Here is a 13881-nt window from a genome sequence, read left to right as displayed (position 1 = left end):
CCTCCCGCACCAGGCTATCGTGCCGGGCGCTCGCGCCGTGCGCACGGCGACTTCCGCCCGCCGGCAGACCAAAACACGGCAGGATGACATCGTGACGTCGATCTCGCTGCAGCGTCCCGGCCGGCCCCCGCGCGCGTCGGGGACCGTGAGGAACGCCAAGAAGGGGCTGCAGGGCGAGCGTCTCTCGGCCGCGCTCATGCTCGTCGGCGTGGCCGTCGCGATGGTGTGGGCGAACATCCCCGGCGACACCTACCACGACGTGTGGGAGCTGCCGCTCTCGTTCGCGGTCGGCGACATGTCGTGGACGTTCACCCTGCACGCGTTCGTCAACGAGGGTCTCATGACCCTGTTCTTCTTCCTCGTCGGGCTCGAAGTGAAGCGCGAGCTGACCATCGGCGAGCTCACCGACCGCTCCCGCGCCCTCGTGCCGATCGCCGGGGCGGTCGCGGGCCTGGCCGTCCCCGCGCTGATCTTCATCCTGGTGAACATGCAGAGCGGTGAGGCGGATGCGTGGGGCGTCGTCATCTCGACCGACACCGCGTTCCTCCTCGGCGCCCTCGCGCTCATCGGACCCCGGTTCTCCTCGCGCCTGCGGACATTCCTCGTCACGCTCGCGGTGGTCGACGACATCGGTGCTCTCCTGGTGATCGGCCTGTTGTACAACAGCGGATTGAAGCCGCTGCCGCTGATCCTGTCGGCCGGTCTCATCGGGCTCCTCGCCCTGGTCCGCTTCCTCCCCGCTCCCGCGCGTGGCCTCGCCTACACGGTCCTGGGGGCGGCGCTGTGGGTCACGGTCTATCTCGCGGGCATCCACCCCACCCTCGCCGGCGTCGCCGTCGCGCTCCTCATCCCGGTGTTCCCCCCGCGGCGCACCGACGTCGAGCGCGCCGCCGAGCAGGCGCAGGCCTTCCGCGAGTCGCCGAACCCGCGGTACGCCGCAGCTGTCTCTCGGAGCCTGCGGGACTCGATCTCGATCAACGAGCGGGTGCAGGACGCGTGGCGGCCGTACATCGCCTACGGCGTGCTGCCGATCTTCGCTCTGGCGAACGCGGGCGTGCATGTCACCGGAGACACGCTGATGGCCGCGATCGCCTCGCCGGTGGCATGGGGCATCGTCGCGGGCCTGGTCGTGGGCAAGTTCATCGGGATCACCGGCGCGACGTGGTTCGTCCGCATCATCGGCAAGGGCCAGCTCGCCCCGGGTCTCAGCCTGCACCGCGTGGCGGGCGGGGCCGCACTGTCGGGCATCGGCTTCACGATCTCGCTCTTCCTCGTTCCGATCGCCATCCAGGACGAGCTCACGCGGGACATCGCGCGCGTCGCCATCCTCGCCGCATCCGTTCTCGCGTTCCTGCTCGGATGGGCGATCCTCGCCCTCGGCGACCGGCTGAGCCCTCCGACGGCGGTGGGGCTCAAGCTCGCGCGTCCGGTCGACCCGCAGCGAGACCACGTGAAGGGCTCGATGGAGGCCCCGTACGAGATCGTCGAGTACGGCGATTACGAGTGCCCCTTCTGCAGCCGGGCAACCGGATCGATCGACGCCGTGCGCGAGCATTTCGGCGCCGACATCCGCTGGGTCTGGCGGCACCTCCCCCTCGACGCGGTGCACCCCCACGCGCAGGAAGCCGCGCAGGCGGCAGAAGCCGCCGGACGGCAGGGGCAGTACTACCAGATGGGGTCCAAGCTGTTCGAGCACCAGGATTCCCTCGAGCGCGACGACCTCTTCCGGTACGCGGAGCTCCTCGGCCTCGACCCCGACCAGTTCGCCGCGGACTTCTCGTCACCGAAGGTGCTGCGGCACATCCAGGACGACCGTCTGGATGCGGAGCTGATGGACCTGCACAGCACGCCGACGTTCTTCGTCAACGGCTACCGCCACGTCGGTCCCTACGACTCCGCCTCGCTCATCCGCGCGCTGCAGGCGCCGCCTCCGAAGGCGAAGAAGGACGGCTGAGCCCGAGGAGATCGTGGGCGAGGTAGGTCGAGCCCGCGACGGCTGCCGGCATGACGGCGACCGCCCCCAGGGGGATGAGGAAGCACGCCTGCGTGGCGACGCCGAAGCCGAGTGCCCGCGCGCGCGAGCCCCGCAGCAGGCGGCGGCGCGCGGCGCGGTCGATCCCCCGCGCCGACAGCGCGCGGGAGGTCAGCTCGTCGCCGAGCAGCCACCCGGTGAGCGTGATGCCCACGACGGCGGCCAGCAGCCCTCCCGCCAGCGGCACCAGACCGATCAGCCAGGCGAGAAGAGCCACACCGACGCCGCGGAGGAGGAGCAGGGCGGCGTCGCCCGTCGCGCGCCAGAACCCGTAACCGGCGTCGGGGACCGCCCCGAAGGCATCCGTTTCGACGGCCCGCCACACGCGGTCGTAGAACGGCTCGCCTACGATCAGGGTGAGGGCGGTGAAGCTCACCACGGCCAGGGCGATCCCCGCGCCCAGCGTCGCGATGGCCACCGCGACGCGGAGGGTCCCGCTCCAGAACGGGTCCCACGCCGCGGCGAAGGGCGTGACAGTCTCGGCGAAGGCGGGCAACACGACGATCAGAGCGCCGAGCGCCCCGGCCAGAACCAGGGCGACCACGGCCGCCGGCACGAGCGCCCACAGCATGACCCCGGGGCGCGTGCGCCAGAATCCGAATCCGCGGAGGAGAAGGCGCACGCCCCGGCCGAATTCGCGCATACCCCCAGTCTGACAGGGGCGTGCGCGCCGCTCACTCCCGCGAGGGGAGCTCCTGCAGCGTCCAGCGGTTGCCGTCGGGGTCGGCGAACGTCACGAACCGGCCCCATCCCTGCTCGTCGACGCCGTCGGCGTCCACACCCAGCGCCCGCAGATCGGCGAGGGCCTGATCGGCGTCGGGCACGACGACCTGGATGCTGTCCTGCTGACCCGGCTGCAGCGTCAGGCCCAGATTCGTCCCGAAGGCGATCGAGCAGGCCGACCCGGGCGGGGTCATCTGAACGAATCGGAGTCCCTCGAACGGTGTCTGATCGTGGTCGGCGGAGAAGCCGATCCGCGAGTAGAACTCCTTCGCGCGATCCACGTCGGTGACGGGTACGAAGATGAGTTCGATCTTCCAGTCCATGGCGTCGTCCCTTCTTTGCGGCGAGAAGGCCAGGCTAGAACCGACCGCGGACATCCGGTGTCCGCACGAGGGGAGACGCGGATGCAGCTGCGCAGCACGTCGACACAGCGCACCTATCGGTACGTCCGTGTCTCGATCGTGGGGGCCGTCGCCTTCCTCGCGGTCGCCCTCGGGGCGGAGATCATCTCGGGCGGTGCGCTCGGATCGGTGAGCGCCGCCTTCTACACACCCGCCCGGAACGTCTTCGTGGGCTCCCTCTGCGCCATCGCGGTCGCCCTCCTCGCCCTGTCGGGTCGGAGCGTCGAGCAGGTCCTGCTGGACATCGCCGCCGTGTTCGCTCCCGTGATCGCCCTCGTTCCGGTCCCGCTGACGGCGGCCGACACCGCCCGGCTCGGCGTGCGGTGCGGCGAGGGGTACCCGTGCGTACCCGCCGCGACGCTGCCGGATGTCGCCAACGCGGTCCTCACGCTCGCGGTCGGCGGCGTCATGGCGGTGGCCGCCGCGGGAGTCCTGGCCGTGGTCCAGCGCAGCGTGCGGGCGTCCGCGGTGGTGCCGATCGCCGCCGCCGCGGTCGTCGTCGGCGCCGGAGGAGCCTGGTGGTCCACCGCCCCGCACAGCTTCCTCGTCGCCGCTCACGACGTCGCGACCGTCGCCTTCTTCTCCCTGATCGCGGTGGTCGCGGCGCTCGCCGCATGGCGGCCGGCAGGTCGCCCCCGCCGTCGCCGGATGATGCAGGTGCTCTACGCCGTCATCGCCGCGGGGATCGCGGCGACCCTCGTCTTCCTGGTCGTCGTGGCCGGATGGCGGGGGAGCGGCGCGTCGCCGGGGTTCCCGCTCTTCTTCGCCGGGGAGGCCGTCGCGCTCGGCCTCTTCGCGGCGTTCTGGGTCGTGCAGACCGTCGAACTGTGGGACGACGACGATCCCGCGCTGCTGAGCGTCCGCCGGGAATAGTGGGAACCGCACCGCGTTGAACTTGATATTGACGCGCTCAAGTTCCAAACTTGACTGCACAAGACTCAAGTATCAGGAGACGGGAATGCCCGAAGACTTCACCCCGAACGCCGGCGACGGCGCGAGCTCGTTCGACGAGTTCCTCGCGCGATACCTCGCCGGTGAACGTGCGCGCGCGGAGCGGTCGATCGACCTCAGCCGCTTTCTGAGCGCACGCACCCAGACGCTGCTGCAGCAGGCCGGACGGTTCGCCCTGGAGCGCGGTCAGCGCGAGCTGGACGCGCTGCACCTCTTGCGCGTCCTCGTCGCGGAGGAGCCCGCGCGCGAGGCCGTCACGCGCATCGGCGCCGACGCGCAGGCGATCGCCCGGGCCACCGAGGAGCGCCTGCCCGCTGCATCCGGTCCCGCCGACATGGACGGCGCCGTCGTGACCCCGTCGGTGTCGCGTGCGCTGTTCCACGCGTTCCAGGTGGCCCGGTCGTCGGGTTCGACCTACGTGGACCCGGAGCACCTCTTCTTCGCGCTCGTGCTGGCGCAGGACACTCCGGCGGGGCAGATCCTCGCGCAGGCGGGTGTCACGGCCGACGCTCTGACGCAGGGGGTGCGCGAGACCGTCACTCCCGCCGGTGAGCCGGTGACGACGGACGACGCACAAGCCGCGTCGACGACCCCGAACCTCGACAAGTTCGGCACCGACCTGACCGCGCGTGCCGCGGCCGGCCAGCTCGACCCGGTGATCGGACGCAGCGACGAGATCGAGCAGACGATCGAGATCCTCAGCCGTCGCACGAAGAACAACCCGGTGCTCGTCGGCGAGGCCGGCGTGGGAAAGACCGCGATCGTGGAGGGCTTGGCCTCCGCCATCGTCGCGGGCGCCGTTCCCGAGCAGCTGCGCGGCAAGCGCGTGATCGCGCTCGACCTGCCGGCCATGCTCGCCGGCACCCGCTACCGCGGTGACTTCGAGGAGCGGCTCACCCAGACCATGGACGAGATCGCCGCATCCGGCGGCGACCTGATCGTCTTCCTCGACGAGGTGCACACCGTCGTCGGCGCCGGAGGCGCCGGTGACGGCGGCATGGACGCCGGCAACATCCTCAAGCCGCGCCTGGCACGCGGCGAGCTGCACCTGGTCGGCGCCACGACGCTCAAGGAGTACCGCACGATCGAGAAGGATCCGGCGCTGGAGCGCCGCTTCCAGCCCGTCCGCGTGGGCGAACCCTCCATCGAGGATGCGGTGGAGATCCTGCGCGGCCTTCGCACCGCGTACGAGGAGCACCACGGCGTGACCTACACGGATGAGGCCCTCCGCGCCGCGGTGGAGCTCGGCGACCGCTACCTTCCCGACCGCGTGCTGCCCGACAAGGCCATCGACCTCATCGACCAGGCCGGGGCGCGGCTGCGCCTGCGGCTCGGCGTGAAGGTCGACGTCACGGGGCTGCTGGAGCGCCTGGCGACCCTCGAGGCCGACAAGAACGCCGCCGTGTCGGGTGAGCGCTACGAGGAGGCCTCGCGCATCCGCGACGAGATCCTCTCCGTGCAGCAGAAGCTCGACGAGGCGACCGCCGCGGGCTCCTCGGCATCCGCCGGTGCCGCCGTGGTGGACGAGCCCGAGATCGCCGCCGTGATCAGCCGTGCCACGGGCATCCCCGTGAACCGGCTCACAGAGGGTGAGCGGGAGCGCCTGGCGGCGCTCGAGGAGGAGCTCCACGACCGCGTGATCGGCCAGGACGACGCCGTGGCCGCCGTCGCGAAGGCGGTGCGGCGCAATCGGACCGGCATGGGCGACGCCCGGCGTCCGGTCGGATCGTTCCTCTTCCTCGGCCCCACCGGTGTCGGCAAGACGGAGCTGGCCAAGGCGCTCGCCGCGTCGTTGTTCGACGACGAGGGCGCGGTCATCCGCTTCGACATGAGCGAGTTCGGCGAACGGCACACGGTGTCGCGCCTGGTCGGTGCCCCTCCGGGATACGTCGGCTACGACGAGGCCGGTCAGCTCACCGAGCGCGTGCGGCGCAACCCGTACTCGATCGTGCTGTTCGACGAGATCGAGAAGGCGCACCCCGACGTGTTCAACCTGCTTCTGCAGGTGCTCGATGACGGTCGCCTGACCGACGGCCAGGGCCGCACGGTCGATTTCCGCAACACCGTGGTCGTGATGACCTCGAACCTCGGCAGCGAGTTCCTCGCCTCGCGCTCCGGCGCGATCGGCTTCATCGCCGACGGCGGCGGAGCCACCGGCTTCGGTTCGGAGAAGGACCTGCGCGACCGCGTGATGGGCAAGCTGCGTGAGGCGATGCGTCCGGAGTTCCTCAACCGCATCGACGAGATCGTGCTGTTCCGCAAGCTCGACCAGCCGCAACTGCGCCAGATCGTGCGCCTGATGCTCGGTGCCACGCAGGCCCGCCTCGGCAAGCGCGAGGTGACCCTCGAGGTCACCGACGCCGCCGTCGACTGGCTCGGTGAGCACGGATACGAGCCCGAGTACGGTGCACGGCCGCTGCGCCGGCTGCTGCAGCGCGAGCTCGACGACCGGATCGCCGATCTGTTCGTCACCGGCGACCTCGTCGACGGGGGCGCCGTGACCGTGGACGCCCGGGACGGCGAGCTGCACGTGCGTGCCGTTCGTACCGTGTGGGCCTCCGCGGCCTGAGATCCCCCGCGAACGCCTCCCGGAGTTACCCTTCGGGAGGCGTTCGCCGTCGGTGCTCCGCCGGGGATGGCAGAGTGAGGGCATGAGTCGCATCGGGACGATCTTCAACCCTCACCCCCATCCGCCGGAGGAGCTCCCCGAGGCTGCGCGCCGAGCCGAGCAGGCGGGGGTGGGAACCCTCTGGCTGTGGGAGGACTGCTTCAACTCCTCCGCCTACGCCGCGGCCGCCGTCGCCCTGACGCACACCGAGCGTCTGCGCGTGGGCCTCGGAATCGCGCCGCTGCCGCTGCGCAACGCGGCGCTGACGGCGATGGAGATCGCTACGATCGCGCGGTTGTTCCCGGGACGCTTCCTCCCGGGCGTCGGGCACGGAGTGCAGTCGTGGATGCAGCAGGCCGGTGCCCGCGTCGCGTCGCCCCTGACCCTGCTGCGCGAGCAGGTGCCGGCCGTTCGCGCGCTCCTGGCCGGCGAAACCGTGACGACGGAGGGCCGCTACGTCACGCTCAACGACGTCGCGCTGGACTGGCCGCCGTCGTCGGTGCCGCCGGTCTACGCTGCCGCCGGCGGACCGAAGACGCTGCATCTCGTCGGCTCGGTCGCGGACGGCGTCATCCTCGACAGCCGCAACACCGCCGAGGATGTCGCCCGGGATGTCGAGATGCTCCGCGCCGGGCGCGCCGAGTCGGGCCGCTCAGACCCGCTCGACATCGTCGCCTACGTCGTCACCGCGTTCGGGGATGACGCCCTGGCGCGAGCGGCGAAGCGGCTGGGCGATCCGCCGGATGCCGCATCCCGTTCGCTCTCGGGAACCCCCGCCGAGGTCGCCGAGCGCGCGCAGGCCTATTTCGCGGTCGGTGTCGACGAGATCGCACTCCTTCCGACAGACGACGCCGATCTGGCGTCGTTCTACGACCTCGCCGGCGAGGTCTCCCGCCTGGTCGCCGAAGGCAGCAGAGGGTGAGCGCTGCGCGCCGGATCTCGGTGGGCGTCGCCGGCGCCCTGGGCGCGGAGCTGATCGGCCGGTTGGCGCCCGAGATCGAGGCGGCCGGCTTCCACGCGCTGTGGGTCAACGACACGCCCGACGGCGATGCCGTCGCGGCCCTCGCGGCGGCGGCTCGGACGACCGGTCGGCTGATGCTGGCGACGGGGGTCGTCCCGGTCGACCGGCGCGCGCCCGAGCAGCTCGGGCGCGACGTGGCAGCAGCCGGCATTCCTCCCGAGCGGCTCCTCCTCGGGATAGGGTCGGGCGCCGCGCCGCAGGGATCGCTCGCCCGTGTGCGACACGCGATCGAGCATCTGCGCGCGACGTCGTCGGCGCGCATCGTCGTGGGTGCCCTCGGCCCCCGGATGCGACGGCTGGGCGCCGAGCGCGCCGACGGCCTCGTCCTGAACTGGTTGCCGCCGGAAGTGGCGGCCGAGCAGACCCGGGAGGCGCACGCGGTCTCCGGGGCCGCGCACGTCGCGCTCTACGTCCGCACCGCGCTCGACCCCGCGGCCGGCGCCCTCCTCGAGCGGGAGGCTGCCCGGTACGCATCGATCCCCACCTACGCGGCGAACTTCGCCCGGCTGGGGGTACCCGCCTCCGCCACGACGCTCCCCGACCCGGCGAGCATCGCAGCGAGACTCCCGGAGTACGAGCGGGTGGTGGACGAGGTGGTGCTGCGCGCCGTCGTGGCCGGCTCCGACCTCTCGTCCTACCGGTCGTTCGTCGCCGGCGCGGCACAGGCGAGCGGACTGAGCGGATGACGGCCGACCGGCGCCGCGTGGTCACTGTGCGCGCCACGGCGCGATGGCTTCTGGCTGCGCTCCTCGTGACGGCGGGGGCGTCCCATCTCACGTGGGGGAGACGCGGTTACCGCGTCGTGGTGCCGGACTGGGCGCCGCGCGTGCTCCGGATGGACGCCGACGCCGTGGTCGTCGCATCCGGCGCGGTGGAGATCGTCCTCGGGTGCGCCGCGATCGCCCTCCCTCGAGAGCGCCAGCGCGTGGGGTGGGCGATCGCGGCGTTCTTCGTCGCCGTGTTCCCGGGGAACGTGCACCAGTGGCGCACCGGGCGGTCGGCGCCCGGCCTGCGCACCGACCGCGCCCGGCTCGCCCGCCTCTTCCTGCAACCGGCCCTTCTCGCGTGGGCCCTCGCCGCGACCGGTCCGCACCGCCGCCGCTGAGCGCGTTCGCGCAAGCCCGCCATCCCTGTCGGAGCCCGGTGGGATGATGCCGACATGCTGTGGGGTGAAATCGTTCAGGCCGCCGACGCTGTCGCTGCGACGCGCGCGCGTTCGGCCAAGGTGACGATGCTCGCCGACCTGTTCGCCCGGCTCGCGCCGGAAGAGATCGTCCCGGCCGTCGGCTTGCTTCTCGCGGCGCCGCGGCAGGGGCGGCTGGGGATCGGATGGCGCTCCCTTTCGTCGCTCCCGGTCGCCCATGCCGACGAAGCCTCCCTGACGATCGCCGACGTCGACGCGACGTTCTCCGCGCTGGCCGCCACGGCGGGCGCCGGCTCCGTGGCAGGCCGCCGGAACCTGCTCGCCGGCTTGGCGTCCCGCGCCACCTCGCCCGAGTGGAACCTGCTCTCGCGCGTGATCCTCGGAGAGCTTCGCACCGGCGCGCTCGAAGGACTCCTGCTCGAGGCGGTCGCGCGCGCATCCGGGCGCGACATCGCCGCCGTCCGGCGTGCCGCGATGCTCACCGGCGACCTCGCGGACACCGCCCGTCTCGCACTCACCGAGGCCCCCGGCGCGCTCGACCGGGTCGGGCTCGCCGTCGGGCGGCCCGTGCTCCCGATGCTCGCCAGCACGGCGGCGTCCGTCGGCGAGGCGATGACGGTCACCGGATCGGCGTCGGTGGAGTACAAGCTCGACGGCGCGCGCATCCAGGTGCACCGCTCGGGCGACGACGTGCGGGTCTACACCCGCAGCCTCGCCGACGTCACCGCGCGGGTGCCGGAGATCGTCGAGGTGGTGCGAAAGCTTCCCGCCCGGCAGCTGATCCTGGACGGCGAGACCCTCGCGCTCGACGAGGCCGGCGCGCCCCGCGCGTTCCAGGACACGATGGCCCGCTTCGGCGCGGAGACGGCGTCGCAGATCGCCCTTCGCCCCTGGTTCTTCGACGTGCTGCACGTCGACGGTCGCGACCTCATCGACGAGCCCCTCTCGGTGCGCCAGGACGCGCTGGAGGCGGTCGCCGGGCCGTGGCGCATCCCCGTGGTGCGCACCTCCGACATCACGGCGGCGGAAGAGTTCGCCGAGCGCTCGCTCAGCAACGGTCACGAGGGCGTGATGGTCAAAGACCTCCACGCCCCGTACGCCGCCGGGCGCCGGGGAAGCGCCTGGCTGAAGGTCAAGCCGGTGCACACGTTCGACCTCGTGGTGCTCGCGGTGGAGGAGGGGTCGGGCCGACGCTCGGGGTGGCTCTCGAATCTGCACCTGGGAGCACGGGATCCCGCCGGTCTCTTCGGCGAGCCCGGCGGGTTTGTCATGGTCGGGAAGACGTTCAAGGGCCTCAGCGACGACCTGTTGCGCTGGCAGACGGCGCATTTCTCCGATCTGCAGACCCATCGCAGCGGCCACATCGTCTTCGTCGAGCCGGTCACCGTCGTCGAGATCGCCATCGACGGGGTGCAGCGCTCGCCGCGGTACCCCGGCGGGGTGGCGCTGCGCTTCGCGCGGGTGAGAACCTACCGGCCCGACAAGAGGCCCGACGACGCCGACACCATCGACAGTCTCCGCGCGATGCTCCGGGGATGATCGGCTCGCGTGCCAGGATGGCGGTCATGACCTTTCCGGATCCGCGGGCGGAGATCGCGTACCGCATGGTGGGTGCGCCGGGCGCCGCCCGGACGGTCGTCGTGCTGCGCAGCGGTGCGCTGGCGATGACCGACCCCGACCCTCCCGTCACCCGTCGCTTCGACGTGCACCTTTTCCTCATCGACCTCGACGGCGAGGAGATGTCGGATCCGCCGGCCTTCGGCGGTGAGACCCCCGCCGGTTCCACCGCGGCGGAGATCGTCGCCCTGCTCGATGAGATCGCGCCCGACGGGGCGGTCGGACTCGTGGCCGAGCACGATGCGGCGCACTTCGCGGTGTCGTTCGCGGCGGAGGTGGGCCCGCGCATCGACCGGCTCGTCCTCGTCGCCCCGCCGCTTCCGCCCACGGCGCTCGCGCGCGACATCACCGCGCAGCGGCTCGCCCGCATCTCCGCGGACGTCCAGGTCATAGAGGCGGTCCCCAGCCCGTCCGAGGCGGCGGCCTGGTACGCCGAGCGGCTCCCGGTGTGCGAGGTCGTCGACGGTCTCGCCCGGAACGTCCACGGCGGCAGGCTCGCCCTCACCGCGGTGTGGCCGGGGGTGCTCGCCCACGTGGCGCGCGGGGCCGCGCGCGTCTGACATGCGCGTCGTGGTCCTCACCGGCGCCGGGATCTCCGCCGAGAGCGGACTCGCGACCTTCCGCGACGCCGGCGGGTTGTGGGAGGGCTTCGCCGTGGAGGACGTCGCCACCCCGGAGGGATTCGCCCGCGACCCCGACACGGTCCTGGCGTTCTACGACGCGCGGCGGCGGGCCGCCGCATCCGCGGTCCCGAACCCCGCCCACGACGCGCTCGTCGCGCTGGAGCGGGAATTGGGCGAGGATCTGCTGGTCGTGACCCAGAACGTCGACGATCTGCACGAGCGGGCCGGATCGAGGCGCCTGCTGCACATGCACGGCGAGCTCGCCCGGGCCCGCTGCACCGCGTGCGGTCTCGTCACCGCCTGGCACGCCGACCTGCGCCCGCGCCCCGCCTGCCCGTCATGCGGTCGCCGGGCGCTGCGCCCCGACGTCGTCTGGTTCGGGGAGGTGCCCTACGGTCTCGACACGATCGAGGACGCGGTCCGCGGATGCGACGTGTTCGCCGCGGTCGGAACCTCCGGCGCGGTGTACCCCGCCGCCGGCCTCGGTGCGACGGCCGCCGCCTTCGGTGCGCGGACGGTGGAGCTCAACCTCGCCCCGAGCCTCCCCGCCGTCCCGTTCGACGACGTGCGGGTGGGGCCGGCGACCGCGGTGGTGCCGGCGTGGGTCGACGAGATCGTCCGCGGCGGCACTCCCGGTCTCGCCGGCTAGCTCCGCAAGAAGCTTCCTCCCGCCCTCAACCTCGACAGGGCGTCGACGGTGGCCGCCAGGATCAGCACGCCACCGGTGACGAGCAGGTTGATGCCGGCCGGCAGATTCAGCAGCGCCAATCCGTTCGTGATGGTCGCGATGACGAGCGCACCGATCGCGGCGTGCAGGAGCCGCCCCCGCCCGCCGAAGAGGCTCACACCGCCGACGACTGCGGCCGCCACACCGCTCAGCACGATGTCACGCCCGACTGTCGCATCGACGGAGCCGACGCGGGACACGCTGAGCAGGCCCGACACGACGGCGAGCGTGGAGCAGATCACGAACGCCGACCACTTCACCCAGCGCACCTTGACGCCCGAACGGCGGGCGGCCTCGGCGTTGCCGCCGATGGCATAGACGTAGCGGCCGAACTTGGTGCGGTCGAGCACGAACGTGCCGATCCACAGGATCGCGAGAGTCACCGGGACGATGATCGGCACGCCCTGGACGGCGATGACCGACTGTCCGCGGTCCAGATTCAAGATGTAGACGAACACTCCGCCGATCACGCCGATGACGGCGAGTTTGATCCAGACGAGCGAGAGCGCCCGGTTGGGCACGCCTGCACGCCGGCGGCGCGCGCGGTCCCAGAACGAGCTGCCCGCGGAGATGGCGAGCATCACGGCGAGCATCGCCCAGCCCGCCCACACCGGCAGGTTGCCGTTCTGGAGCGCCAGCAGCTCGGGCACCTGCAGCCGGTAGAGCCCGCCGTCGCCGATGATGAGCAGCGCCAGGCCCTGATAGCCCAGGAACAACCCCAGCGTGACGACGAAGGAGGGGATACCCACACGCGCGACGAAGAACCCGATGAGGGCCCCTGTCGCCAGCCCCACCCCGAACCCGACGAGCAGCGCGAGGATCCAGTTGACCTGGAACTGCGCGTTGAGCACCACGAAGAGGGCCATCGCGACGCCACCGGTGACGCCGGCCGACAGGTCGATCTCGCCCAGCAGCAGCACGAAGACCAGAGCCATCGCGAGCATCACGAGGGTCGCTGCCTGATTGAGGAGGTTCGCGAAGTTGCGCTCGGTGAGGAAGAAGGGGCTGAGCGCGGAGAACAGCACGACGAGCACGACGAGGCCGCCGATGGCGGGCAGGGCTCCCATGTCGCCGCCGCGCACGCGCTGCCACCACCCCGCGACCTGGTCGCGGAGTCCTCCCTCGACGCCGCTGCCGATCAGGTCGCCCGACATCGGGTCGGGCGAGGCGGAGGTGCGTGCTGCGTCGGTCATGCGGATTCCCCCGAGGTCGCGATGGTGTCCGTGGTCAGAAGGGGTGCCCCCGTGAGGGTCTTCGTGCCGGTGATGTATCCCACGACGTCGTCGCGCGTGGTCTCCTTCGCCGGCAGCTGTGCGACGAGCTGACCGAGGTACAGCACGGCGATGTCATCGGCCACGGCGAAGACGTCGGCCAGGTTGTGGCTGATGAGGATGACCGCCACCCCCTGTTGCGCCAGCCGCTGCACGAGATTCAGCACCTGCTCGGTCTGGGCGACGCCGAGTGCCGCAGTGGGCTCGTCGAGGATGACCACGCGCGCCTTCTTGAGGACCGCGCGCGCGATGGCCACCGTTTGACGCTGTCCGCCCGAGAGCGACGACACCTTCTGCCGTACCGACTTCACCGTGCGGACGGACAGCGAGCGCAGGGTGTCGGATGCCTCGCGCTCCATGCGGCCCTCGTCCATCGTGCCGGCGGTCAGCTCTTCCCGGCCGAGGAACATGTTCTGGACGATGTCGAGGTTGTCGCACAGCGCCAGGTCCTGGTACACGACCTCGATGCCGAGGGCCGCCGCCTCGCGAGGGGAGTGGAGATCCCGATGCTCGCCGTCGATGAGCACTTCGCCCTCGTCGTAGGGCTGCACGCCGGCGAGGCCCTTGATGAGGGTCGACTTGCCCGCTCCGTTGTCGCCGACGAGGGCGGTGACCGTGCCGGGATGCACGCGGAGGTCGACTCCTTTGAGGACGCTGACGGGGCCGAAGGATTTCTTCACGCCCACGAGTTCGATGATGGGTGGGGTCATTCTCGCTTCCTTGCGTGAGCAGACGGGAAGGGCGCCGCGCCGGAGTCGACGCG

General features: G+C 71.8%; 13 protein-coding genes. 9 read left to right on the top strand and 4 right to left on the bottom strand.

Features of this window, described 5'->3' with window-relative positions; translation table 11 throughout:
* Positions 1-91: 91 nt before the first annotated feature.
* Entirely contained in the window at positions 92-1954 is a 1863-nt protein-coding gene (gene nhaA, locus ACTU3I_RS16285; RefSeq protein WP_442926756.1) for a Na+/H+ antiporter NhaA, read from the top strand.
* Here nhaA and ACTU3I_RS16280 read toward each other — a convergent pair.
* Positions 1905-2675, bottom strand: a complete 771-nt coding sequence (locus ACTU3I_RS16280) for an EI24 domain-containing protein (RefSeq protein ID WP_442926755.1) — start codon at positions 2673-2675, stop codon at positions 1905-1907. The two genes, nhaA and ACTU3I_RS16280, sit on opposite strands and share 50 nt — an antisense overlap.
* Positions 2676-2706: 31 nt before the next feature.
* Complete coding sequence (locus tag ACTU3I_RS16275) at positions 2707-3078, bottom strand: VOC family protein (protein WP_442926754.1); 372 nt, start codon at positions 3076-3078, stop codon at positions 2707-2709.
* Between the two features lie 81 nt (positions 3079-3159).
* On the opposite strand from ACTU3I_RS16275, the gene ACTU3I_RS16270 reads away from it, so the two are divergent.
* The 8 genes from ACTU3I_RS16270 to ACTU3I_RS16235 all read left to right on the top strand — a co-directional run bounded on the left by ACTU3I_RS16270 (position 3160) and on the right by ACTU3I_RS16235 (position 11769).
* Positions 3160-4029 (top strand): hypothetical protein, encoded by an 870-nt coding sequence (locus tag ACTU3I_RS16270; protein ID WP_442926753.1) that lies wholly within the window; start codon positions 3160-3162, stop codon positions 4027-4029.
* Positions 4030-4114: 85 nt separating this feature from the next.
* Positions 4115-6676 carry an ATP-dependent Clp protease ATP-binding subunit gene (locus ACTU3I_RS16265; RefSeq protein ID WP_442926752.1) on the top strand — a complete coding sequence of 854 codons (2562 nt, stop codon included), beginning with the start codon at positions 4115-4117 and terminating at the stop codon, positions 6674-6676.
* Positions 6677-6758: 82 nt separating this feature from the next.
* A complete protein-coding gene (locus tag ACTU3I_RS16260) occupies positions 6759-7637 on the top strand; it encodes an LLM class flavin-dependent oxidoreductase (RefSeq protein WP_442926751.1) in 879 nt (292 codons plus the stop codon).
* Complete coding sequence (locus tag ACTU3I_RS16255) at positions 7634-8422, top strand: LLM class flavin-dependent oxidoreductase (RefSeq protein ID WP_442926750.1); 789 nt, start codon at positions 7634-7636, stop codon at positions 8420-8422. The genes ACTU3I_RS16260 and ACTU3I_RS16255 overlap by 4 nt, the downstream gene beginning before the upstream one ends.
* Positions 8419-8841 carry a DoxX family protein gene (locus tag ACTU3I_RS16250; RefSeq protein WP_442926749.1) on the top strand — a complete coding sequence of 141 codons (423 nt, stop codon included), beginning with the start codon at positions 8419-8421 and terminating at the stop codon, positions 8839-8841. The genes ACTU3I_RS16255 and ACTU3I_RS16250 overlap by 4 nt, the downstream gene beginning before the upstream one ends.
* Before the next feature lie 54 nt (positions 8842-8895).
* Complete coding sequence (locus ACTU3I_RS16245; protein WP_442926748.1) at positions 8896-10419, top strand: ATP-dependent DNA ligase; 1524 nt, start codon at positions 8896-8898, stop codon at positions 10417-10419.
* Between the two features lie 26 nt (positions 10420-10445).
* The gene (locus ACTU3I_RS16240; RefSeq protein WP_442926747.1) at positions 10446-11057 is read left to right on the top strand and encodes a hypothetical protein; all 612 of its coding nucleotides are present in this window, start codon (positions 10446-10448) and stop codon (positions 11055-11057) included.
* Position 11058: 1 nt separating this feature from the next.
* Positions 11059-11769 (top strand): NAD-dependent deacylase, encoded by a 711-nt coding sequence (locus ACTU3I_RS16235; RefSeq protein WP_442926746.1) that lies wholly within the window; start codon positions 11059-11061, stop codon positions 11767-11769.
* On the opposite strand, the gene ACTU3I_RS16230 is transcribed toward ACTU3I_RS16235, so the two are convergent.
* A complete protein-coding gene (locus ACTU3I_RS16230) occupies positions 11766-13040 on the bottom strand; it encodes a sugar ABC transporter permease (protein WP_442926745.1) in 1275 nt (424 codons plus the stop codon). The genes ACTU3I_RS16235 and ACTU3I_RS16230 overlap by 4 nt on opposite strands.
* Positions 13037-13828 (bottom strand): ATP-binding cassette domain-containing protein, encoded by a 792-nt coding sequence (locus ACTU3I_RS16225; protein WP_442926744.1) that lies wholly within the window; start codon positions 13826-13828, stop codon positions 13037-13039. Before ACTU3I_RS16225 ends, ACTU3I_RS16230 begins: the two co-directional genes overlap by 4 nt.
* Positions 13829-13881: the final 53 nt, after the last annotated feature.

Origin of the sequence: Microbacterium sp. RD1 (assembly GCF_052220165.1) — a bacterium.
In the GTDB taxonomy this organism is placed as follows: Bacteria; Actinomycetota; Actinomycetes; order Actinomycetales; family Microbacteriaceae; genus Microbacterium.
Note: the sequence above shows the minus strand (reverse complement) of the source record. Positions and strands in the feature narration are given on the sequence as shown.